The sequence below is a fragment of the Streptomyces sp. Y7 genome (assembly GCF_043195415.1).
In the GTDB taxonomy this organism is placed as follows: domain Bacteria; phylum Actinomycetota; class Actinomycetes; order Streptomycetales; family Streptomycetaceae; genus Streptomyces.
In genome coordinates this window covers 121651-144139 of record NZ_JBIDDQ010000022.1, presented here as the reverse complement: position 1 = coordinate 144139, position 22489 = coordinate 121651, and the positions used below count along the sequence as shown (strand labels likewise).

The 22489-nt window shown below is 70.1% G+C and carries 20 protein-coding genes and 2 tRNA genes; 13 read left to right on the top strand and 9 right to left on the bottom strand.

The features are described 5' to 3' along the window. Positions 1-123 precede the first annotated feature (123 nt). Together ACGFW6_RS35630 and ACGFW6_RS35625 are read right to left on the bottom strand one after the other, a co-directional pair. Positions 124-855 (bottom strand): decarboxylase, encoded by a 732-nt coding sequence (locus ACGFW6_RS35630; RefSeq protein ID WP_393519531.1) that lies wholly within the window; start codon positions 853-855, stop codon positions 124-126. A gap of 10 nt (positions 856-865) precedes the next feature. Then, complete coding sequence (locus ACGFW6_RS35625) at positions 866-1678, bottom strand: decarboxylase (RefSeq protein WP_393519543.1); 813 nt, start codon at positions 1676-1678, stop codon at positions 866-868. A 207-nt stretch (positions 1679-1885) separates the two neighbouring features. On the opposite strand from ACGFW6_RS35625, the gene ACGFW6_RS35620 reads away from it, so the two are divergent. Then, complete coding sequence (locus ACGFW6_RS35620) at positions 1886-2869, top strand: D-2-hydroxyacid dehydrogenase (protein WP_393519528.1); 984 nt, start codon at positions 1886-1888, stop codon at positions 2867-2869. A gap of 24 nt (positions 2870-2893) precedes the next feature. Further along, the gene (locus ACGFW6_RS35615) at positions 2894-4294 is read left to right on the top strand and encodes an amidase (protein ID WP_393519525.1); all 1401 of its coding nucleotides are present in this window, start codon (positions 2894-2896) and stop codon (positions 4292-4294) included. Here the strand turns inward: ACGFW6_RS35615 and ACGFW6_RS35610 are convergent. After that, positions 4275-4769, bottom strand: a complete 495-nt coding sequence (locus tag ACGFW6_RS35610; RefSeq protein ID WP_393519522.1) for a DUF3830 family protein — start codon at positions 4767-4769, stop codon at positions 4275-4277. The two genes, ACGFW6_RS35615 and ACGFW6_RS35610, sit on opposite strands and share 20 nt — an antisense overlap. Positions 4770-4816: 47 nt before the next feature. Between ACGFW6_RS35610 and ehuB the strand changes: the two genes are divergently transcribed. The 6 genes from ehuB (at position 4817) to ACGFW6_RS35580 (ending at position 8978) form a co-directional block, all read left to right on the top strand. Then, a complete protein-coding gene (gene ehuB, locus ACGFW6_RS35605; RefSeq protein ID WP_393519519.1) occupies positions 4817-5722 on the top strand; it encodes an ectoine/hydroxyectoine ABC transporter substrate-binding protein EhuB in 906 nt (301 codons plus the stop codon). Next, on the top strand, positions 5719-6438 hold the full coding sequence (gene ehuC, locus ACGFW6_RS35600; RefSeq protein WP_359050574.1) for an ectoine/hydroxyectoine ABC transporter permease subunit EhuC: 720 nt from the start codon (positions 5719-5721) through the stop codon (positions 6436-6438). Before ehuB ends, ehuC begins: the two co-directional genes overlap by 4 nt. Next, entirely contained in the window at positions 6435-7085 is a 651-nt protein-coding gene (gene ehuD, locus ACGFW6_RS35595; RefSeq protein ID WP_393519515.1) for an ectoine/hydroxyectoine ABC transporter permease subunit EhuD, read from the top strand. The genes ehuC and ehuD overlap by 4 nt, the downstream gene beginning before the upstream one ends. Then, positions 7075-7866: an ectoine/hydroxyectoine ABC transporter ATP-binding protein EhuA gene (ehuA, locus tag ACGFW6_RS35590; RefSeq protein ID WP_393519512.1), complete on the top strand. Its 792-nt coding sequence runs from the start codon at positions 7075-7077 to the stop codon at positions 7864-7866. The genes ehuD and ehuA overlap by 11 nt, the downstream gene beginning before the upstream one ends. Positions 7867-8039: 173 nt before the next feature. Beyond that, the gene (locus ACGFW6_RS35585) at positions 8040-8804 is read left to right on the top strand and encodes an IclR family transcriptional regulator (RefSeq protein ID WP_393519509.1); all 765 of its coding nucleotides are present in this window, start codon (positions 8040-8042) and stop codon (positions 8802-8804) included. A 100-nt stretch (positions 8805-8904) separates the two neighbouring features. After that, a tRNA-Lys gene (locus ACGFW6_RS35580) sits at positions 8905-8978 on the top strand. Between the two features lie 141 nt (positions 8979-9119). Here the strand turns inward: ACGFW6_RS35580 and ACGFW6_RS35575 are convergent. From ACGFW6_RS35575 to ACGFW6_RS35555, 5 genes are all read right to left on the bottom strand, one after another. Further along, positions 9120-10787 carry a long-chain-fatty-acid--CoA ligase gene (locus tag ACGFW6_RS35575; RefSeq protein WP_393519506.1) on the bottom strand — a complete coding sequence of 556 codons (1668 nt, stop codon included), beginning with the start codon at positions 10785-10787 and terminating at the stop codon, positions 9120-9122. Positions 10788-10835: 48 nt separating this feature from the next. Continuing rightward, positions 10836-11267, bottom strand: coding sequence for a DUF3592 domain-containing protein (locus ACGFW6_RS35570; RefSeq protein WP_393519503.1), 432 nt, complete (start codon positions 11265-11267; stop codon positions 10836-10838). 100 nt (positions 11268-11367) lie between these two features. Further along, positions 11368-11973, bottom strand: a complete 606-nt coding sequence (locus tag ACGFW6_RS35565; protein WP_393519500.1) for a lytic polysaccharide monooxygenase — start codon at positions 11971-11973, stop codon at positions 11368-11370. Between the two features lie 130 nt (positions 11974-12103). After that, complete coding sequence (locus ACGFW6_RS35560) at positions 12104-13234, bottom strand: SPFH domain-containing protein (RefSeq protein WP_393519497.1); 1131 nt, start codon at positions 13232-13234, stop codon at positions 12104-12106. A 205-nt stretch (positions 13235-13439) separates the two neighbouring features. After that, a complete protein-coding gene (locus ACGFW6_RS35555; protein WP_393519494.1) occupies positions 13440-14888 on the bottom strand; it encodes a peptidoglycan-binding protein in 1449 nt (482 codons plus the stop codon). 185 nt (positions 14889-15073) lie between these two features. Here ACGFW6_RS35555 and ACGFW6_RS35550 point away from each other — a divergent pair. The 4 genes from ACGFW6_RS35550 (at position 15074) to ACGFW6_RS35535 (ending at position 20304) form a co-directional block, all read left to right on the top strand. Next, positions 15074-15147, top strand: a tRNA-Lys gene (locus ACGFW6_RS35550). A 173-nt stretch (positions 15148-15320) separates the two neighbouring features. Then, a complete protein-coding gene (locus tag ACGFW6_RS35545) occupies positions 15321-16037 on the top strand; it encodes a FadR/GntR family transcriptional regulator (RefSeq protein ID WP_393519491.1) in 717 nt (238 codons plus the stop codon). 323 nt (positions 16038-16360) lie between these two features. Next, positions 16361-18370 (top strand): glycosyltransferase family 2 protein, encoded by a 2010-nt coding sequence (locus tag ACGFW6_RS35540; RefSeq protein WP_393519488.1) that lies wholly within the window; start codon positions 16361-16363, stop codon positions 18368-18370. Next, positions 18367-20304, top strand: coding sequence for a galactose oxidase-like domain-containing protein (locus ACGFW6_RS35535; protein WP_393519485.1), 1938 nt, complete (start codon positions 18367-18369; stop codon positions 20302-20304). Before ACGFW6_RS35540 ends, ACGFW6_RS35535 begins: the two co-directional genes overlap by 4 nt. 106 nt (positions 20305-20410) lie before the next feature. Here ACGFW6_RS35535 and ACGFW6_RS35530 read toward each other — a convergent pair whose 3' ends face one another. Then, on the bottom strand, positions 20411-21439 hold the full coding sequence (locus ACGFW6_RS35530; protein ID WP_393519482.1) for a glycoside hydrolase family 6 protein: 1029 nt from the start codon (positions 21437-21439) through the stop codon (positions 20411-20413). A gap of 203 nt (positions 21440-21642) precedes the next feature. Between ACGFW6_RS35530 and ACGFW6_RS35525 the strand changes: the two genes are divergently transcribed. Then, entirely contained in the window at positions 21643-22431 is a 789-nt protein-coding gene (locus ACGFW6_RS35525; protein ID WP_393519479.1) for a GAF and ANTAR domain-containing protein, read from the top strand. Positions 22432-22489: the final 58 nt, after the last annotated feature.

The window sequence follows — 22489 nt, the reverse complement described above, 5'->3', positions numbered from 1 at the left end:
CTCAAACGCCGGACAGGCTGAAATTGGGTGCCGGCCGGCCCGTCCCCGAGCGCCGGACGGCCTGAAAAGTGCGGACCGCCTGTCTTTGTCGGCCGGCCGAAAGACGTGGGGGTCGTTTGTGCGTCAGGCCTGCACGATCGGCTCCCGTGTGAACAGTTCTCCCAGTGCGGGCGCGTTCACGCGGCGGTCTGTCAGGCGTAGGGCCTCCCAGACGGTGACCTGGTTGGCGGTGAGGACCGGCTTGCCGAGTTCGGATTCCAGGGCGGGGATGTGGGCGGCCGTGTGCAGGGCGGTGTCCGGGAGGAGGACCGCCTCGGCGTCGGGCGTGTCCGCCTCCTTGGCCAGGGCGAAGACCTCGGCCTCGCCCCAGGTGCCGACCTCCGCGGCCGTGATGATGCCGGAGCCGCGCACCGACGCGACCTCCGCGCCCGCGTCGGTCAGGAACCCGGCGAAGAGCGCGGCCACGTCGTCCGGGTAGGTCGCCCCGATCGCCACCCTGCGCACACCGAGCTCCTGTACCGCGTGCGCGAAGGCGAAGGACGTCGACGACGCCGGCATGCCGGCCCTGACGGCGAGGTTGCGCACCTGCTCGTGGGCGCCCTCCCAGCCGTAGACGAAGCTGCCGCTCGTGCACGCCCACACCACCGCCTCGGCGCCGGTCAGCCGCAGCGCCTCCACGCCTGCCGCGAGGCGTTCGGCGGAGCCCATCCGCAGCAGGGCGTCCACCCGGTGCGCGTCCTCGCCGATGTCGGTGTGCACGAGGTCGAGCCGGATGTCGCTGGCGAGCAGCTGTTCGATGCGCGGATAGTCGTCCTCGGCGGAGTGGCCCGGGTAGAGAAATCCGAGTGCGGTCATGTCAGCCTTTCTACTGCTGTTCCTGCTCGGGAACATCCGGCACGTCCGGGAGCACGGGCCCGCTCGGGGTCGCCGGATCGATCCTCGCCGCCGGATCGATCAACGCCTGATAAGGCCCCACCGCGCGAGTACCCACCCTGCGCAACGCAGCCCACATCGTCACCTGGTTGGCCGAGAGAACCGGTAGGCGCAGCTCCGCCTCCAGTTGGGGGATCACGTCATAGGTCGGCAGGTTCGTGCAGCTGATGAACAGCGCGTCGGCCCGGCGGCGGCCCACGGCCCGGCGCGCCATGTCGGCCACATCGCGGTAGGGCACCTTCCAGATGTGCCGGGTCAGCCCCATGAACGCGCAGCCGGTGACCGCGACGCCCGCCTCGGCCACGTACTGCTCCAGCGCCCGGGTCACCGACACCGTGTACGGCGTCACCAGCGCCACCCGTCGTACCCCGAGCTCGGTCAGCGCCTCCAGCAGCGCCCCGGAGGTGGTGACCGACGGCACCGCGCCGGCCCGGGTCATCGCCTCGCACATCGCCCGCTCACCGGCGATGCCGCCGACGAAACTGCCGGACGTACAGGCGTAGGCGACCACCTCGGGGGCGATCGCGGTCAGGGTGTGGACGCCGTCGCTGAGCGTCTCGTGCTCACTGACCAGACGGGCCAGATCGAGGCTGACCTCGACCGGGACATAGGGCGTCCGGGTCAGGTGCAGCGAGACCTCGTCCGGGACCCAGCGCCACAGTTCGCGGTCCAACGCGAAGTCGAAGGGGGCGACGACTCCGACACCGCGCTGCGGGCGGGGGCCGCCGAGGAAGGAGATGTCCATGGCGTCCATGGCTGGCACCGCCCTCACTACGAGATACGGGTGAGCAACGGACCGTACGTACGCCCGTGTTGACGAAGGTAGGTTCGGGTGCGAGCGTGGTCAAACCTCGCATGTCAGACGGCCATCCCTTCCAGTAAAACTCCGAGAAACGGCCCCCGCACACCCCCGGGACACAGCCCTCGCACCCCTCTGGAGAAGCGACCCCGAATGACCTCACCCGCCCCCGGCGCCTCCCCCGCCTCCGGCCCTCCGCCCACGCTCCTGGTCCTCGACGCCGAGCCCCTGCCGCGCCTCGGCCGCCTCACCGGTCGCGCCCGTGTCGAGCACGCGGACGAGTCGACGCTCGCGCAGCGGCTGCCGCACGCCGACGTCCTGCTGGTCTGGGACTTCACCTCGCACGCCGTGCGCCACGCCTGGCCCGGCGAGGGCCCGAGACCGCGCTGGGTGCACACGGCGAGCGCGGGCGTGGACCACCTGATGTGCCGGGAACTCACCGAGTCCGACACCGTGGTCACCAACGCGCGCGGGATCTTCGACCAGCCGATCGCCGAGTACGTCGCCGCGCTGGTGCTGGCGATGGCGAAGGACCTGCCGCGGACCCTGGACCTCCAGCGCGCCCGGCAGTGGCGGCACCGCGAGGGGCAGCGGGTGGCGGGCACGCGCGCGTGCGTGGTCGGGTCGGGGCCCATCGGACGGGCCATCGTCCGTACGCTCAAGGCCCTCGACGTCACCACCGCGCTGGTCGGACGGGTGCCGCGCACCGGGATCCACGGTCCCGACGATCTCGACCGGCTGATGTCCCGAGCCGACTGGGTGATCTCGGTCGCACCGCTCACCGAGCAGACGCACGGCATGTTCGACCTGCGCAGGTTCGGTGTCATGCAGCCCTCGGCCCGGTTCATCAACGTCGGGCGCGGGCAGCTGGTGGTGGAGGAGGCGCTGGCCGAGGCGCTCGGCAAGCGCTGGATCGCGGGAGCCGCGCTCGATGTGTTCGAGCACGAACCCCTCACCCCGGACAGCCCGTTGTGGGGGCTTCCGGGCCTGATCGTCTCCCCGCACATGAGCGGGGACACCATCGGCTGGCGGGATGAACTCGGGCGGCAGTTCGTGGAGTTGTACGAGCGGTGGGTGGCGGGCAGACCACTGCTGAACGTGGTCGACAAACAGCGCGGGTATGTACCCGGACGCTGACGTCAACGGCTGGAGGGCGCCCCCATGACGGACCTGACCGCACTGACCGCCGTACAACTCCTCGACGGCTACCGCAAGGGAGAGTTCAGCCCCCTCGACGCCACCCGCGCGACGCTGGAGCGGGCCGAGCGGATCCAGCCGGAGGTCAACGCCTTCGTACGGCTCACCGCCGACGAGGCCCTCGCGCGGGCCGGCGAGTCGGCCGAGCGCTGGCGGCGGGGCGAGCCGGCCGGGCTGCTCGACGGCGTCCCGGTCACCGTGAAGGACATCCTCCTGCTGCGCGGGTCGCCGACGCTGCGGGGCTCGAAGACCGTCGCGGAGAAGGGCCACTGGCAGGAGGACGCCCCCTCGGTGGCGCGGCTGCGCGCGCACGGCGCCGTGTTCCTCGGCAAGACGACCACGCCCGAGTTCGGCTGGAAGGGCGTCACCGACTCGCCGCTGTCCGGGGTGACCCGCAACCCCGTCGACCCGACCCGCACCGCGGGCGGCTCCAGCGGCGGCGCGGCGGCGGCCGTGGCCCTCGGCGCGGGTCCGCTGGCGCTGGGCACGGACGGCGGCGGCAGTGTCCGTATCCCGGCCGCGTTCTGCGGCATCTTCGCCCTTAAACCGACGTACGGCCGGGTCCCGCTGTACCCCGCGAGTGCCTTCGGCACGCTGGCGCACGTCGGCCCGATGACCCGCGACGCGGCCGACGCGGCCCTGCTCCTGGACGTCATCGGCGCGCCCGACTCCCGCGACTGGTCGGCGCTCCCGCCGGCCCCGGACTCCTTCGCCGCGGCCCTGTCCGGCGGGGTGCGCGGCCTGCGCATCGCCTACTCCCCGTCCCTGGGCGGCCAGGTGGCGGTGCGCCCGGCGGTCGCGGCGGCGGTGCGGCGGGCGGTGGAAGGGCTGGCGGGGCTGGGGGCGTACGTCGAGGAGACCGACCCGGACTTCACGGATCCGGTGGACGCCTTCCACACCCTGTGGTTCACCGGGGCGGCCCGGGTGACCCAGCATCTGGGGCCGCACCAGCGGGAGTCGCTCGACCCGGGCCTCAGGGAGATCTGCGGCGTCGGCGCCCGGATGTCGGCGCTGGACTATCTGGCCGCGGTGGACGTCCGGATGGAACTGGGCCGCCGGATGGGCCGCTTCCACGACTCCTACGACCTGCTGCTCACCCCGACCCTGCCGATCACGGCGTTCGAGGCGGGCGCCGAGGTCCCGAAGGGTTCGGGGCATCGCCGGTGGACCGGCTGGACGCCGTTCACCTACCCGTTCAACCTGACCCAGCAGCCGGCGGCCACCGTCCCCGTCGGCACGGACGGGGACGGCCTGCCGATCGGCCTGCAGATCGTGGCCGCCCGTCATCGCGACGCACTCGTCCTGCGGGCGGCCCACGCGCTCTACGAGGCCGGTGTGGCCCGGCTCACACCCTCCGGAACCTGAGCGACTCGCCCAGGGCACCCGACCGCCACAGGTCGTTGCAGCCCTGGGCCATCTCTTCGAGTCCCTCCACGATCTGGCCCCAGACGATGCCGGGCACCCAGCCCACATCGCCGTTCAGCAACAGGTTGTTGCGCTCGTAGAACAGGGCCAGGTCGACCACCGTGGTGCCCGGGCGGACCTCACGGTCGTAGCCGTAGGAGTTGGTCCCCAGCTCCGTACCGGCGAAGGCGAAATAGCACAGATCGCCCGGAATGGGGGTGACCGTCGGGTTTTCCAGCGGCGGCTCCGTTTCCGCGAAGGGCGGGAAGAGGGCGTAGATCTCGTTGCGGGCGTATTTGGCGTGATAGACGTCGCCGGTCAGGGGCAGGGCGTCCCAGACGGCCGCGCAGGTGAGCGGGGCGCGGTCGTCCAGGAGTTTGGCCGTGCAGTGGATTTCGCGCTTGACCAGTGACACCTCGATGAACCGATCAGTCATGCCATCCAGGGTGCATACATCGCATCGTCTCGGGTAGCCGCGCCGCCATGGCTCCACCTAATGGGAACGACAGAAACACACCTGGGACCACGCGCCGGTCGCTGCTCGCGGGGGTGGCGGCGCTCGGTGCGCTGGGGGCCGCCGGCTGCTCACGCGTGGCCACGGCATCGACCGAGGACGGCGGCGACCTGCTCGACCGGCTCAAGGCGGCGGGCGTCGTACGCCTCGGCATCGCGGGAGAGATCCCCTTCGGCTACATCGACAGGAACGGAGAACTGACCGGCGAGGCACCCGAACTGGCCAAGGTCATCTTCAAACGGCTGGGCGTCGACAAGGTGCAGCCCGTGCCGACCGAGTTCGGCTCGCTGATCCCGGGCCTGAACTCCCAGCAGTTCGACGTCGTGGCGGCGGGCATGTACGTCAACCCCGAGCGCTGTGAACAGGTCATCTTCTCCGACCCGGACTACCAGATGCTCGACTCCTTCATCGTGCGCAAGGGCAACCCCATGGGCCTGCACGACTACAAGGACGTCGTCGAGAAGAAGGCCAAGTTCGCCACCGGGACCGGCTACGCCGAGATCGAGTACGCCGTCGAGGCCGGGTACGACGAGGGCGACATCCTCATCGTGCCGGACCAGGTCGCGGGGCTGAACGCCGTCGAGGCCGGGCGCGTGGACGTCTTCGCCGGTACGGCGCTGACCACCCGTGAGGTCGTCAAGAAGTCGGCCAAGGCCGAGTCCACCAAGGCCTTCGCGCCTCTCGTGGACGGCAAACCGCACGTCGACGGCGGCGCGTTCGCGTTCCGGCCGACCGAGACGAAGCTGCGGGACGCCTTCAATGTCGAGCTGGCCAAGCTCAAGAAGAGCGGTGAACTGCTCCGCATCCTGAAGCCGTTCGGCTTCACGGAGAACGAGATGACGGATCTGACCGCGAAGGAGCTCTGCGGCGGATGACCTCGGGACTCTGGGAACTCGTACTCAAGGGGATATGGACCACCGTCCAGCTCCTCGTCCTCAGCGCGCTGCTGGCCGCCGCGGTGTCCTTCGTGGTCGGCGTCGCACGGACCCACCGGCTGTGGGTCGTGCGCTTCCTCGCGGGCCTCTACACCGAGGTGTTCCGCGGGACCTCCGCGCTCGTGATGATCTTCTGGGTGTTCTTCGTGCTGCCCCCGGCCTTCGGCTGGCAGCTGGTGCCCCTGTGGGCTGGCACGCTGGCTCTCGGTCTGACCTACGGCGCCTACGGCTCGGAGATCGTGCGCGGCGCGCTCGGCGCGGTCGACCCGGCGCAGAAGGAGGGCGGGATCGCGCTCAGCTTCACGCCCTGGCAGCGGATGCGGCTGATCCTGCTGCCGCAGGCGGTGCCGGAGATGATTCCGCCGTTCTCCAACCTGCTCGTCGAGCTGCTCAAGGGCACCGCCCTGGTGTCGATCATGGGCATGGGCGACCTGGCCTTCAGCGGCAACCTGGTGCGCCTGGCGCTCCAGGAGAGCGCGGAGATCTACACGTACATCCTGCTCATCTACTTCGTGATCGCCTTCCTGCTCACCCGCGTGATGCGCGGACTGGAGAAGAAGCTCAAGGCAGGGGTCGGCAAGGCCCCGGCGCGCGGCGTGACCGCCGATGAGTTCAAGCGCGCGCAGACCACCGGCGTCGGAGGTGCGGTGTCATGAAGTGGGACTGGAACGCCGTGAGCGACTTCATGCCGTACTTCTGGGACGGTCTGCTGGTCACCCTCCAGGCACTCGTCCTGGGTTCGCTGATCTCGTTCGCCCTGGGCCTGGTGTGGGCCCTGCTGATGCGCACGCCGACGCGCTGGGTGCGCTGGCCGGTGGGCGTGGTCACCGAGTTCATCCGCAACACCCCGCTGCTGGTGCAGCTGTTCTTCCTGTTCTACGTGCTGCCCGAGTGGGGCCTGACCTTCTCGGCGCTGACCACCGGCGTCTTCGCGATCGGTCTGCACTACTCGACGTACACGATGCAGGTCTACCGCGCCGGCATCGAGGCGGTGCCCGTCGGCCAGTGGGAGGCCGCGACGGCGCTGAACCTGCCGATGACCCGGACGTGGCGGATGGTGATCCTGCCGCAGGCGATCCGCCGCGTCGTGCCGGCGCTCGGCAACTACGTGATCTCGATGCTCAAGGACACGCCGCTGCTGATGGCGATCACCGTCCTCGACATGCTCGGCCGGGCACGGCTGTTCTCCCAGCAGAACTTCCAGTTCACCGAGCCCCTGACCGTGATCGGCGTGGCCTTCATCCTCATCTCCTACCTGGCCTCCCTCCTCCTGCGAGCCCTGGAGCGACGTCTTGTCCACTGACATCCAGCACAATCCCGAGAAGAACCCCGCCGAGAACCGCTCCAACGGCGAACTGATCCGTCTCGAGCAGGTCACCAAGCGGTTCGGCGACAACACCGTCCTCGACCACCTGGACTTCTCCGTCCAGGCCGGCAAGCACGTCACGCTGATCGGGCCGTCCGGATCGGGCAAGACCACGATCCTGCGGCTGCTGATGACGCTGACCAAGCCGGACGAGGGCCGGATCACGGTGGACGGGCAGCAGTTGTTCCCCGCCCCCGAGAAGCAGATCCGCGAGGTCCGCAAGAAGATCGGGATGGTGTTCCAGCAGTTCAACCTGTTCCCGAACATGACCGTGCTGCGCAACATCACCGAGGCCCCGGTCACCGTGCTCGGCATGTCCAAGGACGAGGCCGAGGCGCGCGCCCGTGAGCTGCTGGAGATGGTGGGTCTCGCCGACAAGTGCGACGCCCGCCCGACCCAGCTCTCCGGCGGTCAGCAGCAGCGGGTGGCGATAGCCCGGGCGCTGGCGATGCGCCCGCAGGTGCTGCTGCTCGACGAGGTGACCTCCGCGCTGGACCCCGAGCTGGTCGCGGGCGTCCTGGACCTGCTGCGGGACATCGCCCGCACCACCGACATCACGATGCTCTGCGTGACCCACGAGATGAATTTCGCCCGGGACATCTCGGACCAGGTCCTGATGTTCGACTCCGGCCGGGTCATCGAGTCCGGCACCCCGGACAAGATCTTCAACGACCCCGAGAACGATCGCACCCGGGAGTTCCTCAGCGCTGTGCTGTGACGCTTCGCGAGGCCCTTGACTGCGGCATATGCCAGAGTGCTACCACCGCAGTTGAGGGCGTCGCAATCTCGTCAACAACCGCTCAACTCAAGCCTCTTGCCCGTTATCGTGAAGGAGACTGACTCACTCGAACCCGGCCCGATGAGAAGCGACGTGCGACCGCAGGGGGAACCGTGGCGCTCCAGCACGAGTCGACGACGCCGTACCACTCGGTCCAGGACGCGCTGCGCGTCCTGGAGACGGTGGCGCGGCACAGCACAGGAGTCACCGACGCCGAGCTCGCCCGGCACACCGGCATCGACCCGGAGCGCCTGACCGGCCTCCTGCGGATGCTGCGTCGCGAGGGCTACGTCGAGCAGATCGCGGACGGGGCGTACATCACGGGCGACGCCCTGGCCCGCCTCGGCTCCGCCCAGGGCCGTGAGCAGGCCCTGCGCGACAATCTCCAGCACACCCTGGACCGGCTGCGGGACTCCGTCGGCGCCGCCGTGTACATGAGCCGGTACATCGACGGAGAGGTCAAGATCGACCAGTTCGCGGCCGGTCCGGCCACCCCTGTGGTCAACGAGTGGGTGGACTTCCGCTTCTCCGCCCACGCCACCGCGATCGGCAAGAGCCTGCTGGGCCAGCTCGACCACAACGGCCGCCGCGACCATCTCTCGCGGCACAAGATGGCCCGCCTCACCTCGCGCACGATCACCAACGACCGCGTGCTGCTCTCCCGCCTGGAGTCCCAGCCGCCGACGGTCCCCCACCTCGACCTCCAGGAATACGCGGTGGGCACGGTGTGCGCGGCCGTCCCGATCACGGCCGGCTCCTCGGTGGGCTGCCTCGCCCTGTCGCTCCCGGTGGAGCACGCGCACCGGCTCCGCCAGGCGGCGGACGCCCTGAATCGCAGCGCCGCGCCGGTCCTGCTGTCGCTGGCGATCCAGTCCTGACGGCCCCGCCCCGCGGTGGTCCGAAGCACCCCTGCGGACCAGGTAGTATTTTCTTCGTCGCCGCCGCGAAAGGCACGAAATCGCGGTCGGCGCGAGTCATGCGCCGCTAGCTCAGTTGGTTAGAGCAGCTGACTCTTAATCAGCGGGTCCGGGGTTCGAGTCCCTGGCGGCGCACAGACGAAGGGCCTCTCGTGGGAGCGAGGGGCCTTTCGCTTTTCACGGGCTCCGGCGGGAGCGGCTGGGGTCCGGAGGTCGGCCACCGGCTCCGGCAGGAGCGGCTGGGGGTCCGGGGGTCATCCCCCGGGGGACACAGCATCAGCGGGTCCGGGGTTCGAGTCCCTGGCGGCGCACAGACGAAGGGCCTCTCGTGGGAGCGAGGGGCCCTTCGACGTGGGTCGGGAGGTCCGTCTCCGTGAGTCGGCGATAGGCCCGCTCCCCCGGCGGCCGCCACCACACGGGGTCGGCGCATCGCACCCCGTCCCGCCTCAGCCCCGCCCGGTGGATCTTGTTCGTGGCGGTCACCGGCATCCGCTCCACCACCCGCACGAACCGGGGCGCCATCTTCGTCCCCAGGTCCGGCTGGGCCCGCAGGAACCCGGCGAAGGCGACCGGGTCGAACTCGCCCGCGATCGTCGCCATGACCTGGTCCCCGGTCACCGGGTCCGGCACCGCGTACACGGCGACGGCGCCCGCCCCCTCGTACCGGGCGAGGATGTTCTCGATCATCGCGGCGGACAGGTTCTCCCCGTCGACCCGGAGCCGGTCGTCGCCGCGCCCGGCGAAGTACAGATAGCCGTCGGCGTCCCGGCAGAACAGGTCCCCGGTCCAGTACCAGCCCTCGCGCCGCCGCTCCGCCTCCGCCTCGGGATTGCGCCAGTACCCCTCGAAGGGGTTCGGCCCCCGGTTGACCAGCTCACCGATCGCCGCGTCCCCGTTGACCAGCCGCCCGCTCGCGTCGAAGACCGCGGGCGGGCACTCCGCACGGGTCTCCGGATCGAGTACGACGAGACCGGGCCCCGCCCGCCCCACGGCCCCCGGCGGCGTCCCCGGCGACCACTGCACGGCGGCCCCGCCCTCGGAGGAGCCGTACCCCTCCACCAGGCGCACCCCGAACCGGCGCTCGAACGCGGCGGCGTCCACCGCGCCCGCCTCCGTGCCGAAGCCGAGCCGCAGCGGGTTGTCCCGGTCGTCGGGGCGCGGCTCGGTGGCGAGGACGTACTGGATCGCCCGGCCCACATAGGTGAAGTACGTCGCCCCGTAGCGCCGGACGTCCGCGAGGAAGTTCGACGCCGAGAACCGGCGCCGCAGCGCCACGCTCGCGCCGGCCGCGAGGGCGGGCGCCCAGTCGGCGATGACCGCGTTGCCGTGGAACAGCGGCATGCAGACGTAGTGCACGTCGTCGGGCCGTACCCGGAACTGGTCCGCCAGGGAGTACCCCGCCGCGGCCAGCCGCCCCTGGCTGCAGATCGCGGCCTTGGGGGCGCCGGTCGAGCCGGAGGTGAAGTACAGCAGGAGCCGGTCGTCCGGGGCGGCGCGGGAAGGGTCGGGCCGGGCGTCGGCGTACGGGGCGAGCAGGGCGTCGTACGCGGGTGTCCCGGTCAGCAGCACGCGTACGCCGGGCAGTTCGAGGCCCTCCAGCAGCGGCAGATGGGCCTGCTCGGTGACCAGGACCCGGCACTCGGTGTGCCGGATGTCGCGGGCGAGTTCGGGGCCGCGCCGCGTGGGGTTGATCCCGGCGACGGCGGCTTTGGCGAGGGCCGCCGCGCTCAGCCACATCGGGTACTCCGGGGTGTTGTCGAGCAGCACCCCGACGTGCGGCTCGGCGCCGGGCGGCAGCAGGTCGGCCAGCAGCGCCGCACGGGCGGCGGCACCGGCGGCCACCTCGTGCCGCGTGAGCATCCCGTCCTCGAACCACAGCCCGGGCCGGTGGTCACCCCAGTGCGCCGAGACGAGTTCCGCGACCGTGCGTGCCCTGGACTCCATGGCCGCGTACGGTAGTTGACGTACCGTCAGTTGTGGAGGCCCAGGAGCCTACGAGAGGCCCCAGGCGCCGGCGGCGATGAAGAACACGCAGAAGGCGATGATCCAGACGTTGCGCACCAGCGCGCCACCCGAGAACGCGGCGAACATCCCGGGGTGCGGAGGGCGGACCGTGGCTCGTTCCGGGTCTTCCGCCGTGTAGAACACCGTGACGATGTCGCCCTGGAGGGTCGTCTCCGGCCCGTCCTTCTCCTCGAAGCGGACGGCGCGCCCGTCACGCGCGGTGAACTCGTAGATGTGGTGGAGCGTGCTGCGGTCTTCGCTGTGTCTCTTCACGAACATCCGCACGCACCGCGCCTCGGCCGTGAGCCCGCTGTTCCAGGCGGCGCGCACCTCGCGGGCCCTCCTGATCAGCGTCCCCATGGTGTACACGCCGTAGGCCAGGATTCCGACCGGCAGGACGAAGAACAGCGCTTCTCCCATGGGACCCCCGCGATCGAGTACCGCTCCCCTACGCCGTCATGGTCATGTCGGCGTAGGGGGACCGTACCCCTGGCGGATGCCGGATTTCCTCAGGCCCTGCTCAGAACGTGACGTCCGAGCAGGCGTAGAACGCGTTGCTCGTGTCGGCGATCGTCCACACCGCGAGGATCACGTGGTGGCCGCTCAGCCCGGACGGCAGGGTGCCGCTGTGGGAGAGCGTGGACGGCGGCCGCTGCCCGTTGTACGGGACGGTGAAGAACGGCGTGAGGTTGAGGTCCGAGCGGGACAGGTTGTGGTTCTGGTTCCAGCCCGGCTTGGTGATGTAGTACTTGAAGTCGGTCGTGGCGTGCATCGCGGTGAACTGCCAGCGGAAGGTGTAGCTCTGACCGCCGTTCACCTTGGTGGTGGGCCACGCGCCGCCGGACGGCGTCTTGGGCGCGCTGAGCTGGGCGAACTGGCCCAGTCCCGCGTTGCAGATCGATCCGTCGGCCGGTCCGGAACCCGGGAAGCCCTTCGGCCCCTCGACGCTCTGCGGCTCCCACTGGATGGAGCCGCAGTTGGTCACGGTGCCGTTCTGACAGAGCTTCTGCCGGCTGATGGGGAGATCGGTGTACCCGTGGCTGCTGGCGCCACCGGTGGAGAGCACGAGGGCCCCGGCCGTGCTGAGCCCGAGTGCGGCTGCGTACAACTTGGCCTTTCTGCGCATGCTGCTGCTCCTGGGAACGTGGGGGAAGTTCGGCGAGCTTGCAGGTCTAGACCAAGTCTCAGATTATTGCTGACTGTTGAACATGTCCATACCAATCGAGGGAGATGTTCGAGGGGCCGTAAGACGGCCGTCAGACCGCCGTCTCGCCCCGCCCCGCGCAGAACGCCACCGTCAAGTCCTTGACCAGTGCCTTGCGTTCGTAGTCGTCCAGCTCGACCAGACCCCGCATCGTCAGCCGCGTCACGGTGTCCTCCACCGAGTCGACCACCGAGTCGACCATGGTGGCCCGGTCCCGCGCGTCCAGCGCGGCGATACGACGCCGGTGCATGGCGGCGGCGACCTCGGGCGCGTACTCCACCCGCACCGGCCGCACGGAGAACACCTCGAGGCCGATCTCGTCCGTGTCCCGCACCACCAGACGGGTCAGCGACTCACCGGGCGCCTCGACGCAGCCGCGCGCGCCACCCGGCACCTCCACCGCCACCCGCGTCAGCGCCGCCTCGACGCACTCGCGCAGATACCCCTCGTGATCCTCCACCCCGAGCAGCGCCCGCGCGGTGTCCTTCACCCGCCACACCACCTGGACGACCACCCGCAGCGCGACCCCGTTGCCGTCGGCCGCCGGCATCGGCTCGCTGCGCCAGTGCCGCAGCCGTACGTCGACCCGGCGGCGCAGCAGCAGCGGGTTGACCCACATGAGTCCGGTGCGACGGACCGTGCCGCGGTACCGTCCGAACAGCCCGAGCACCCAGGCCCGTCCGGTCGCCCCGCGGGCCAGCCCGCCGAAGCCGAGCAGCCCCAGCGCGCCGGCTCCCGCGTACGCCGCCCACTGCGCCGGACCGAGCTCCGCCCCCGCCGACGCCGGCAACCCGAGCGCCTGCACCGCCGCCGGCGGCAGCACCCCGGCCCACCACGAGGCGGCCAGGCAGCCGGCCGCCCCGCAGGCGCCGGCGAGCACGCCCGCCGCCCCGGGCAGCACCCGCGCGGGGTGCTCCACCAGTTCGGGGTCGACCTGCGGTTCGGGACGCGGCTTCGGCTGGACCGGGCGGCGCAGGCGCGGCTGTTCCCCCGTGCCCTGCCGGCGCGCGACGACCGTCGGTCTGAGCGGCACGGACACCGGGCCCGCCTCGTCACGGAACAGCAGATGGACGGGGATCTCGGTGGTCGCCTCGTTCTGGATCAGCCGCGCGGGCCGGGCCGGCACCTCGGCCGGCCCGGCGAGCCCCTCGGGATCGGGCGTGTGAGAAGTGGTCGTGGTCATGCGTTGCCTCCAGCCTCCGCGCCAGATGCGTCACAGGAAGGTCGTGCGGCCGTGGTGAGCGGCCCCGGTGGTCCAGCCGTCGTTCGTACCGAGAGGGGGCGTGCCGCCAACGGGTCGCGGTGGCCGCCGCGCGCCCGGAACTCCGGAACGCCCCTCTGTCTCCGAAGTCCTCGCGGCCCTGAAGTGCGCACCTGCGGGGGGTCCGTCACGCGAACAGCCGCCGCCAGGTCTCCGGCCCCGGATAGCCGTCCGCCGCGCCGCCGCGCCAGCCCTGGGACCGCTGGAACGCCTCGACGGCCCGCCGGTCCGCCTCGCCCCAACGCGGACCCGGCCCGGTCCCGTAGTGCTTGCCGAATCCCTTCTTCACCAGCTGCCGGCCGAGCTGGGTCACGTACTGGTTGTCGGCGCCGGGCCGGAACAGCGCGCGCCCCGGATAGCCGGCCACCCCGTGCGACGCCGGCTGCTCGGGCGGCTTGGCCGCGCTCGGCCCGGCGGGGATGTCCTTGCCCTTGCCCGCCGCCAGCAGCGCCCATGTGCCCGCCCCCGGCACTCCGTCGGCGTCCTGGCCCCGCCAGCCCTGCGCGAGCTGGAACGCCTGGGTGGCCCTGCGGTCCGCGTCCGACCAGCGCGGGCCCGGGCCGGAGGTGTAGAAGCGGCCGGCGCCGCGCTCGACGAGCATCCGGCCCAGCGCGGTGACGTGCTTGTTCTTGGCGCCGGGCCCGAAGTGTGCCCGCCCCGGGTAGGCCGCGGGGCGCTTCGGGCCGGCCGGCTTGGCGGTGTCCGGCTCCGCGGTGCCCGACTCCGCGGTCCCCGGCTCGGCGGCACCCTGCTGCCCGGCGTCGGGCTTCGCCGTCTCCGTCTCCCCCGGGTCGGTCGTCCCGCCGTCCTGCTGCCCGCTCTCCGGTTTCGCGCCCGTCGAGCTGCCGCTCACGAGGCCCTTGTAGCGGTAGGCGAGATAGCGGGCGGAGTGGTTCCAGTAGGCGTACGGCGTGGACTGCCGCCGAGCGTGCGGGGGAGCCGACTCGTAGGCGATGTAGTTGCTGCGCGTGTAGTCCGTCCAGCCGCCGAAAATCACTACGTGCGAGCCTTTCTGCGGGTCCGCGGGATTATGGAACAGCAGAATGTCGCCGGGCTGGAGTTCCGCCTTGGAGATGCGGACGCCGTACTGGCCGAGGCTTCCGGTCCATTCGTTTCCGGGCAGGCTCCAGGCCATCGAGACGAAGCCCGAGCAGTCCTGCCGGTATCCGTCCGACCAGTACCTGGACATGCTGTACGGCACCTTCGCCGTGACCCATTTCTTGGCCCGTTTGATGATCTCCGCGCGGGTGGTCGCGGGGGCCTTGACCGGACCGGCCGGCTGGGCGGGCTTCCCGCCCGGACCGTGCAGCGGAGCCTTCTGTCCCTGGGGCGTACTGGGTTCTTCATCTGCGGGAACGGCCGGTCGGTCGAGGGTGTGGGGGGCGGCGAGGGCGGGGGCCGTGTGGCCGACGACGAGCGTGGTGGAGGCGGCTGCGGCGAGAATCAGCGCCCGGTGCGCGGCCGGGTGCCGGCCGGTCGCGGAATGCGGCAGGACACGTCTCCAGTGAACGCATCCGGGGCAGTCGCAGTCACCCCCCGGATCGATTTCCTCGAATACCGGAGTCCGAGCCTCCATGCGATTCCCCTCACACTCCAGTCGGAAATGTCCGCGGCTGTACACCCCGTCAGTTTCTCAACTGTCTTCCGCACCCGCATGTTGACGGTCCGAATGGTTTACAGGCCCCCCGGGACCCCCGGGCCCGCCCCGGCGGCGTGGTCGGAGGCACCCCCGCAGGTCATGTAGAGTTCACACGTCAGCAGGCGCCGCTAGCTCAGTTGGTTAGAGCAGCTGACTCTTAATCAGCGGGTCCGGGGTTCGAGTCCCTGGCGGCGCACGATGACGATGGCGAGCCATGATCGCGAAGAATGCGATCCCGGCTCGCCGTCGTCGTTTCCGCGCGGCTGCGCCGCGCGCTGTGGGGGCTTCGCCACCCACACCCCCTTCGTGCAGGAAGCCCCTCGTGCAAGCGGGGGGCTTCCGGCGTGTTTGGCCGGATACCCTCTGGCCATGGCAGCTCGTGACCTGCAGGAGCGGATCAAGAAGCTCATCATCGACCGTCGGCTGGCCTCCGGGGCCCCGCTGCCGACGGAGCCCGAGCTGATGGCTCACCTGGGTGCCAGCCGCAACTCCGTGCGCGAGGCGCTCAAGGGTTTGCAGGCGATGGGCATCGTGGAGATCCGGCACGGCTTCGGCACCTACGTCGGCGCGATGTCCCTGGCCCCCATGGTCGAGGGCCTCGCCTTCCGCACGGTCGCCGGACACCACCGCGGCGAGGACACCCTGCTCCAGCTCGTGCAGCTGAGGGAGGCCGTGGAGACCGGGCTGGTCTCACGGCTCGCGGGACGGCTCCCGGACACGGACCTCATTGAACTGGACGCGCTCGTCGACCGTATGGAAGAGCAGGCAGCGCTGGGCGGTGACGGCATCGCCGAGACCGACCGGGCGTTTCACGCCACCCTCTACCGGGGGCTGGACAACGCACTCCTGGGCGAGGTCCTGGAGGCGTTCTGGGACGCCTTCCACAGGGTCCACACCGACCTCGGGGGTGCTCCGCAGGATCCCCTGGTCACGTGCCGGCAGCACCGGGAGATCGTGGACGCGGTGCGGTCGGGCGACGCGATACGGGCGGAGGAGGCGATACGGGAGCACTTCGGCAACATCCGCGCCCGTGTGTCCACAACGGATACACAACACCCCCACAGGTGCCACAATGAGCGCGTATGACCGGTAAACACCTCGTTTCGCATCTTGCGATCATGCGGAACGCCGTAGAACCCTGGGGATGGGTTTACCAAGATGCTGCGGATACGCGGCAGTTGGGGGGCAAGAAACCGGTTGCCGGTTTTTGCGGGGAGTAGGGGGCCCCGTTCATGGCCGCATGCCGAGGGGGGCATGATGCAACCGGAAGGTCGCGTTTCCATGTCTAAGGTGTGGAAGATGTGGTGACTGCGGCCCACCACTGATACGCCTGTGACGGTCGAGGGGGATCGACACAGTCGTAAAGGAACCGACAGACACGCGGTGACCTGCGTGTGGGGGGATGACTCATGACGTCGACGCCGACGGGCGCCCGGCAGAACTTCGACCCGTCTCAGACCACCCAACTACGGGTGCCTTCGCAAACCCGGACGGGCGCGTTCCGCCGGATCAAGAAGACGCTGCCGAAGTATGACTACGAGCACTACAGCCGGCTGGCCGGCCCCCTCACCCAGCCCGACCCGAACAAGCCGTACCGGGTCCAGTACCGCTCGCTGATCTCGCAGGAGCCCCACCGGATCAGGGTCGCCCTGATGCTGGCCGCGGCCCCGGTGCTCTCGCTGGTGCTGCTGTTCTGGCTGCTCCAGCCCGAGCACTGGACCGAACGGGACTACCCCGCCTTCGACTTCCTGCCGGCGCTCGACATCGTCATGCTCGTCTCGATCGGCCTGATCGAGTTCTTCCGCTGCATGAACGTGCTGTCCAACGCGCACGCCACGCTGGTCGCCCGCGACCCGATCCCGGTGGTGCCGGAGACCGGCACGAGAGTGGCCTTCCTCACCTCCTTCGTGCCCGGCAAGGAGCCGCTGGAGATGGTGACGAAGACCCTGGAGGCGGCCGTCAAGCTGCGCCACCGGGGCCTCATGCACGTCTGGCTGCTCGACGAGGGCGACAACGCGGAGGTCAAGGAGGTCTGCGCCCGGCTCGGCGTGCACCACTTCTCCCGCAAGGGCGTCGCGAAGTGGAACCAGGCAAAGGGCCCGCACCGCGCCAAGACCAAGCACGGCAACTACAACGCCTGGCTGGACGCGCACGGCGACGACTACGACTTCTTCGCCTCGGTCGACACCGACCACGTGCCGCTGCCCAACTACCTGGAGCGGATGCTCGGCTTCTTCCGCGACCCGAACGTCGGCTTCGTCATCGGCCCGCAGGTCTACGGCAACTACGACAACTTCGTCACCAAGGCCGCCGAGTCCCAGCAGTTCCTCTTCCACGCGCTCATCCAGCGCGCGGGCAACAAGTACGGCTCCCCGATGTTCGTGGGTACGTCGAACGCCGTACGCATCAAGGCGCTCAAGCAGATCGGCGGCCTGTACGACTCGATCACCGAGGACATGGCGACCGGCTTCGAGATCCACCGCCACAAGAACCCGGCGACGGGCAAGAAGTGGCGCTCGGTCTACACGCCGGACGTACTCGCCGTCGGTGAGGGCCCGAGCGCCTGGACGGACTTCTTCACCCAGCAGATGCGGTGGTCGCGAGGGACGTACGAGACGATCCTCAAGCAGTACTGGAAGGGCTGGTACTCGCTGCCGCCGAGCAAGCTCTTCAACTACACGATGATGATCATCTTCTACCCGATGTCGGCCCTCAACTGGATCCTGGCCGCGCTGAGCTGTGCGCTGTTCCTGGGCCTGGGCGCCTCGGGTGTGAACATCGACCCCACGATCTGGCTGATGCTGTACGGCAACGCCTCCGCGCTCCAGATCGGCCTGTACGTCTGGAACCGCCGCCACAACGTCTCGCCGCACGAGCCCGAGGGCTCCGGCGGTGTGGCCGGCATGGTGATGTCCGCGCTGTCGGCGCCGCTGTACGCGAAGGCTCTCTTCGACTCCGCGCTGCGCAAGAAGAGCAAGTTCGTCGTCACTCCCAAGGGCGATTCCGCGAGCCCCGACCGGTGGTTCGCGACCTTCCGCTACCACTGGTACTTCATCGCGATCTTCGGCGCTTCGATCACCGCCGGGTTCGTCTACGGGCACTCGCACCCCGCGATGATCATCTGGGCGACGTTTGCCATGCTGATCACGGCGACGCCGATCTTCGCCTGGCGCTACATGCTGCGGCAGGAGAAGAAGAAGCCCGCCGATACAGTGCCGGACCGGACCGCGCCGCAGGACGCGGTGGCGACGGGGAGCGCGACCGCGGTGCCGTACCAGCCGCAGCCGATGCCCGCGCACGCCACGCCGCCGCACACCCCGCACGGCCAGCACAAGCCGAGCTGGGCCGCGTCGGGCAGCGGTGGCAACGACCAGACGATGCAGATCGCCCTTGGTGGACTTGGGGGACGTAAGGAATGAACGACCGTGCAGGCCGCCGCCGCGCCCGTCGACTCGCGATAGGCACGGCGGTGGTCATCGCGCTGGCCGGAATGAACGGGCCGTGGCTCTATCGCGTCGGCACCGAGAAATACCACCAGTACCAGATCAACAAGCCCGAGTACAAAGCCGAGAACGGCAAGTGGGAGATCGTCGACTTCCCGGAGGAGTACCGCCTCAACACCATCCACGCGGCGCTCCTGCACACCGGCAAGGTGCTGCTGATCGCGGGCTCGGGCAACAACCAGGACAACTTCGACGCGAAGAAGTACGACACCCGGATCTGGGACCCGGTCAAGGGCACGATCAAGAAGGTGCCGACGCCGAACGACCTGTTCTGCACGGGCCACACCCAGCTGTCCAACGGCAACCTGCTGATCGCGGGCGGTACGAAGCGGTACGAGAAGCTCAAGGGTGACGTCACCAAGGCCGGCGGCCTGATGATCGTCCACAACGAGAACCCGGACGAGCCGATCACGCTGCCCGCCGGCACCAAGTTCACCGGCAAGGAGAACGGCAAGACGTTCGTCTCCAAGGACCCGGTGCTGGTGCCGCGCGCGAAGAAGGTCTTCGACAAGGCGACCGGCGAGTTCCTGCGCAACGACCCCGGCCTCGGCCGGATCTATGTCGAGGCGCAGAAGAAGGGCGCCAAGTACCAGACCGGTACTCAGGACAACTACCGGATCCAGGGCCTGTCCGGCGCCGACGCGCGGAACACGTACGGCATCGCGCAGAAGATCGCCCTGGACAAGAAGGACTTCCAGGGCATCCGGGATGCCTATGAGTTCGACCCGGTCGCCGAGAAGTACATCAAGGTCGACCCGATGCACGAGGCCCGCTGGTACCCGACGCTCACCACCCTGGGCAACGGGAAGATCCTCAGCGTCTCCGGCCTCGACGACATCGGCCAGCTGGTGCCGGGCAAGAACGAGGTGTACGACCCGAAGACCAAGAAGTGGACGTACCTGACGAAGGTGCGGCAGTTCCCGACGTACCCGGCGCTGTTCCCGCTGGAGAACGGCAAGATCTTCTACTCGGGTTCGAACGCGGGCTACGGGCCGGACAACGTGGGCCGCGACCCCGGTGTCTGGGACGTGGAGACCAACAAGTTCAGCAAGCTGCCCGGTCTGAGCGACCCCAAGCTGATGGAGACCTCGGGCACGGTGCTGCTGCCGCCGGCGCAGGACGAGAAGTACATGGTCATCGGCGGCGGTGGCGTCGGCGAGTCCAAGGAGTCCAGCGAGAAGACGCGGATCATCGACCTGCAGGACGACGCCCCGAAGTTCGTGAACGGGCCGTCGCTGGAGAAGGGCACGCGCTACCCGCAGGCGTCGGTGCTGCCGGACGACTCCGTGCTGGTGTCGGGCGGTTCGGAGGACTACCGGGGTCGCGGTGACTCCAACATCCTCCAGGCGCACCTCTACCGGCCGGGCGCGAACGAGCTCGACCGGGTCGCCGACCCGCTGGTGGGCCGCAACTACCACTCGGGGTCGATCCTGCTGCCCGACGGGCGCGTGATGTTCTTCGGCTCGGACTCGCTGTACGCCGACAAGGCCAACACCAAGCCGGGCAAGTTCGAGCAGCGGATCGAGATCTACACGCCGCCGTATCTCTACCGGGACGCGCAGCCGTCGCTGTCGGGCGGTCCGCAGACCATCGAGCGGGGCGGCACGGGCACGTTCACCTCGCAGCACGCCTCGTCCATCGAGAACGTGCGGCTGATCCGGCCGAGCGCGTCCACGCATGTCACGGACGTGGACCAGCGGTCGGTGAAGCTGGACTTCAAGAAGTCCGGGGACAAGATCACGGTGGATGTGCCGACGAACCGGAACCTGGTTCCGTCGGGATGGTACATGCTGTTCGTGACGGACGATCAGGGGACGCCGTCGAAGGCGCAGTGGGTGAGAGTGCCGTAGCGCTGCCGCGGGCCTCGTCCCCGCCGCGGGTTCCATGTGGCTGGTCGCGCAGTTCCCCGCGCCCCTTGGGGCGTGGGGGCCGCCGCCAGCCACATGAGCCCCGGCGCTACTTACTGGCCTTTGCCAGTTTCAGGGCGTACTCCGCCCACCACTCGCCCGCCTTCGGACCGCCCTTGCACTCGCCGTCCGACTCTCCCGGGCGCTTGACCCAGACGAACGCGTCGACCAGCGGGTCCGGCGTCCTGGTCGTCGGGGTCTCCCCCAGCGCGCGGCCGGGCGGGTTGCACCAGCGTTCGTTCGGGTCGCCCTCGGTGTAGGGGCCCTTGCCGTTGCGGCTGGTGTCGATCACGAAGGGCTTGTCGCCCACCTTGGCGGAGAGCTGCTTGCCGTACGCGATCGAGTCCTTGGTCGTGTAGAAGTTGGAGACATTGACCGAGAAGCCGTCGGCCTGGTCGATGCCCGCCCACTTCAGGGGCTCGAAGATCTGGTCCGGATGGCCCCAGCCGGCGTTGCCCGCGTCCACGTAGACCTTGGTGTTCTTCAGCGACTTCAGCTTGCCGATGGCGCCCTTGAGAAGGTCGTAGCGCTCCTCGTGGAACTCGTCCGGCGTGCAGCCGTCCACCAGGTGCAGCAGGGCGTCCGGCTCCAGGATCACCGTCGCGGCGCGGTCCTCGATGCCCTTGGCCACACCGTCGATCCAGTCCCGGTAGGCGTTGCCGTCGGCGGCGCCGCCCTGGGAGTACTGGCCGCAGTCGCGGTGCGGGATGTTGTAGAGGACCAGCAGGGCCGTACGGCCCGCCTTGTCGGCGGCCTCCGTGTAGCCGCGGGCCTCGTCCTCCGGGTTCTCCGGGCCGATCCATTCGCCGGTCGGCTGCTGCGCTATCTTCCGGATCTCCTCGGCGTCCTCCTTCTTGCCGCCCTTCTCGTAGTCGGCCACCTGCTGGGCCGCGTTCCCGTCCGGGTTCACCCAGAACGGGTCGGTGTCCTTGGGCTGTTGGCTGATCCCGGCACCGGCGTTGTCGTCCGGCTCGTCGCCGTCACCGGAGGAACAGCCCGCGATCAGCAGTGCCGCCCCCAGCAGCATCGCGGACGTCCGCGCGCGAGCGCCCCTCCAGGCCCCCCTCTTCAGGTACATCCAGCTCCCCCTCGGGTGCTTTGTTCCAAGGCTCAATCCTGACATACGTGTCCTGGGGCGAACGAGGTCGCCGAGCCTTGTCGGGGAGCTGTTACAGCCACTATGACGGCTCCCAGGGGCGGGGCGGCGGCGCGCCCGCGGGGGACGCCCACCACCGGGAAACCAGGGGAAACAGGGGAACAGGGGAAGGGGAGTGTGCGGTCATGCACCAGTCCACCCGGGAGATCCGGCTCGCGGAAGCGTTGGTGGAGTCGGCGGACACGCTCGTCGAGGGATTCGAGGCCGCGCACCACTTGTCGCGCGTGGCCGACCACTGCGTACGGCTGCTGCCCGCCCGGGCCGCCGGCATCATGCTGATCGACGACGGGCGGGCGGTGTCGCTGGCGGCGGGCGGCGCGGACCGGGAGGCCGTGCTGGAGCTCCTCGGGGTCCAGCACGGCGGCGGGCCCTGTCTGGACTGCTACGGCTCCGGCCGGGCGGTGCCTCCGGTGTCGATCGGGGCGGCCGGGGCCGCCGCCCGCTGGCCCGAGTTCACGGAGCGGGCCCTCGCCCATGACATCGCCACCACCTACGCGGTCCCGCTGCGCCGCCAGGACCGGGTGCTCGGCGCGCTCAACGTCTTCGGCGCGGCCCGGCCCGGCGGCTCCCCGCCCTCCCCGCCCGAGGACGCCACGACGCTGCGGCTGGCCCAGCTCATCGCGGACTGCGCGGCCCTCGGACTGGAGAACAACAGCGCCTACGTGCAGTGCCGCACCCTCGCCGGTCAGTTGCAGCAGGCCCTCTCCAGCAGGGTGCGTATCGAGCAGGCCAAGGGCATGCTCGCCGAGCGCTGGGACACGGCGGCCGACGACGCCTTCGTGGCGCTGCGGCAGTACGCGCGCCGCCATCAGCTGTCGTTGGACCGGGTGGCGCGGGCGGTCATCGACCGGGTCGTGGACGACGCCGAGCTGCGCCGGGCGGCGGGGCGGGGCGACGACGAGGGGCGTACCTAGGGGCGCCCGCGACGGTGCCGGCCGAAGCGCCCGCGGGACGCGGTGGCGGGCGGGCGAC

Excerpts from the sequence above, each read along its gene's own strand:
- ACGFW6_RS35565 (WP_393519500.1), bottom strand. The coding sequence starts at position 11,973 with ATGCGCAGAAAGGCCAAGTTGTACGCAGCCGCACTCGGGCTCAGCACG.
- ehuC (WP_359050574.1), top strand. The coding sequence starts at position 5,719 with ATGACCTCGGGACTCTGGGAACTCGTACTCAAGGGGATATGGACCACC.
- ACGFW6_RS35575 (WP_393519506.1), bottom strand. The coding sequence starts at position 10,787 with ATGGAGTCCAGGGCACGCACGGTCGCGGAACTCGTCTCGGCGCACTGG.
- ACGFW6_RS35540 (WP_393519488.1), top strand. The coding sequence starts at position 16,361 with ATGACGTCGACGCCGACGGGCGCCCGGCAGAACTTCGACCCGTCTCAG.
- ACGFW6_RS35630 (WP_393519531.1), bottom strand. The coding sequence starts at position 855 with ATGACCGCACTCGGATTTCTCTACCCGGGCCACTCCGCCGAGGACGAC.
- ehuD (WP_393519515.1), top strand. The coding sequence starts at position 6,435 with ATGAAGTGGGACTGGAACGCCGTGAGCGACTTCATGCCGTACTTCTGG.
- ACGFW6_RS35555 (WP_393519494.1), bottom strand. The coding sequence starts at position 14,888 with ATGGAGGCTCGGACTCCGGTATTCGAGGAAATCGATCCGGGGGGTGAC.
- ACGFW6_RS35610 (WP_393519522.1), bottom strand. The coding sequence starts at position 4,769 with ATGACTGATCGGTTCATCGAGGTGTCACTGGTCAAGCGCGAAATCCAC.
- ACGFW6_RS35545 (WP_393519491.1), top strand. The coding sequence starts at position 15,321 with ATGGCAGCTCGTGACCTGCAGGAGCGGATCAAGAAGCTCATCATCGAC.
- ACGFW6_RS35560 (WP_393519497.1), bottom strand. The coding sequence starts at position 13,234 with ATGACCACGACCACTTCTCACACGCCCGATCCCGAGGGGCTCGCCGGG.
- ACGFW6_RS35625 (WP_393519543.1), bottom strand. The coding sequence starts at position 1,678 with ATGGACATCTCCTTCCTCGGCGGCCCCCGCCCGCAGCGCGGTGTCGGA.
- ACGFW6_RS35615 (WP_393519525.1), top strand. The coding sequence starts at position 2,894 with ATGACGGACCTGACCGCACTGACCGCCGTACAACTCCTCGACGGCTAC.
- ACGFW6_RS35620 (WP_393519528.1), top strand. The coding sequence starts at position 1,886 with ATGACCTCACCCGCCCCCGGCGCCTCCCCCGCCTCCGGCCCTCCGCCC.
- ehuB (WP_393519519.1), top strand. The coding sequence starts at position 4,817 with ATGGCTCCACCTAATGGGAACGACAGAAACACACCTGGGACCACGCGC.
- ACGFW6_RS35525 (WP_393519479.1), top strand. The coding sequence starts at position 21,643 with ATGCACCAGTCCACCCGGGAGATCCGGCTCGCGGAAGCGTTGGTGGAG.
- ACGFW6_RS35530 (WP_393519482.1), bottom strand. The coding sequence starts at position 21,439 with ATGTACCTGAAGAGGGGGGCCTGGAGGGGCGCTCGCGCGCGGACGTCC.
- ACGFW6_RS35535 (WP_393519485.1), top strand. The coding sequence starts at position 18,367 with ATGAACGACCGTGCAGGCCGCCGCCGCGCCCGTCGACTCGCGATAGGC.
- ACGFW6_RS35570 (WP_393519503.1), bottom strand. The coding sequence starts at position 11,267 with ATGGGAGAAGCGCTGTTCTTCGTCCTGCCGGTCGGAATCCTGGCCTAC.